At 69.8% G+C, this 1,351-nt stretch carries 2 protein-coding genes; both read right to left on the bottom strand.

Going from position 1 to position 1,351, the window contains the following annotated elements:
* The coding region (locus tag D7X74_RS41920; protein WP_233595893.1) for an AMP-binding protein at nucleotides 1-541 on the bottom strand (541 nt) is incomplete at its 3' end.
* Nucleotides 542-858: 317 nt separating this feature from the next.
* Nucleotides 859-1,351 (bottom strand): hypothetical protein (locus D7X74_RS43465; RefSeq protein ID WP_199742025.1); only part of this gene is annotated, 493 nt, incomplete at its 5' end.

The following is a 1,351-nucleotide window of genomic DNA, read 5'->3' as shown; positions in this document are numbered from 1 at the left end:
GCCCCAGGTTGTGCAGCAGGTTCGCGTGCGTGAGCATCACGCCCTTGGGCGTGCCCGTGCTCCCGGACGTGTACTGGAGGAACGCGAGCGACTCCGCGCCCACGTCCGGCGTGCGCCAGTCCTTCTCGCCACCCTCCGGCAGTGCGTCCGTCGCCATCCAGTGCAGCGCGCGGAAGTCCGGCGCCTGCTCGAAGACGAAGTCCGACAGCTCCAGGATGCCCGACGTGGTGAGCACCACCGACGCCTGCGCGTCCTGGATGATGGCCCTCAGACGGGGCAGGGTGCGCTCCAGGCGCATCGGGTCCGGCGGGTAGGCCGGCACCGCCACCGCGCCCGCGTAGAGGCAGCCGAAGAAGCCCGCGACGTAGTCCAGGCCCGGCGGGTAGAGCAGCAGCACGCGCTCGCCCACCGCGCCCCGTGCCTGCAACGCCGCGGCGATGCGACGCGCGCGCACGTCCAGTTCGAAGGCGCTGAGCACGACCTCGTCGCCGTCCACCTCTCCGAGGAAGGTGTAGAGCGGCGCGTGGGCCGAGGGCCCCACCGCGAGATTCAACAGGACGCCAGGAAGGGTTCGCGAAAAATCAGGCACGGGGAGCCATCCGAAGTGTCGAAAAACGCGGACACTTCTTAGCAGCCCTTGCGCGCGCGCCTCATGCACCCACGGTTCGTGATCCAGCTGCCGTGATCACGGGTGGGTGCGACGAAAAAATCAGGCACGGCCGAAGACTCATTTCAGCCAGCGCATGAAGTTCTTCTGCTTCGACACCCTCGCGTCGGGTGTCTGCATCCGTGCGACAGGCGCGCCACCCCGCTCCTTCATGCAAGGGAGCGGGGTGGTGTTCCTGAAGCCCTGCGCCGTCACTTCCTGCGCGGATCGCGCAGTGCCTTCGTCAACAGGTCCGCCACGGTCTGCACGGTGGGCTCGCGCAGCAGCGTGTAGTGGTTGCCCGGCAGGCGGTGCGACTCCAGCCGTTCACCCACCAGCGCGGACCAGCCGCCATCGCCCGGTCCCGTGTCCGCCAGTTCCTCCGCCTGCACGCGCAGCACCCGCTGCTCCATCGCCGGCGGGTGGTAGCGACGGGCCGCTTCAAGGTTGGCCTCGAAGACGCGGAAGAGGGCGGCCGGGTTCGCGCTGTCCACGCCGGGCGGCAGTGCTCCGGCACGCACCGCGGACTCCAGCACCCGCGTGAGGGCCGCTTCGGGCTCCAGCGTCGCCAGCTCCGCCATGTCCAGCTCCAGCTCCGCCAGGGACACGCCCATCAAGTCCTGGGCGAACAAGCCCACGGCCAGCGTGCGCTCCAGGGCCGGCTCCGAAGCCGCCACCGTCTCCGGGACGTACGAGTCGATGAGC

The sequence above is a fragment of the Corallococcus sp. CA047B genome, assembly GCF_003612065.1.
Lineage (GTDB): Bacteria > Myxococcota > Myxococcia > Myxococcales > Myxococcaceae > Corallococcus > Corallococcus praedator.
The sequence above is the reverse complement of the archived record's forward strand: the minus strand, read 5'-3'. Positions and strand labels throughout refer to the sequence as shown.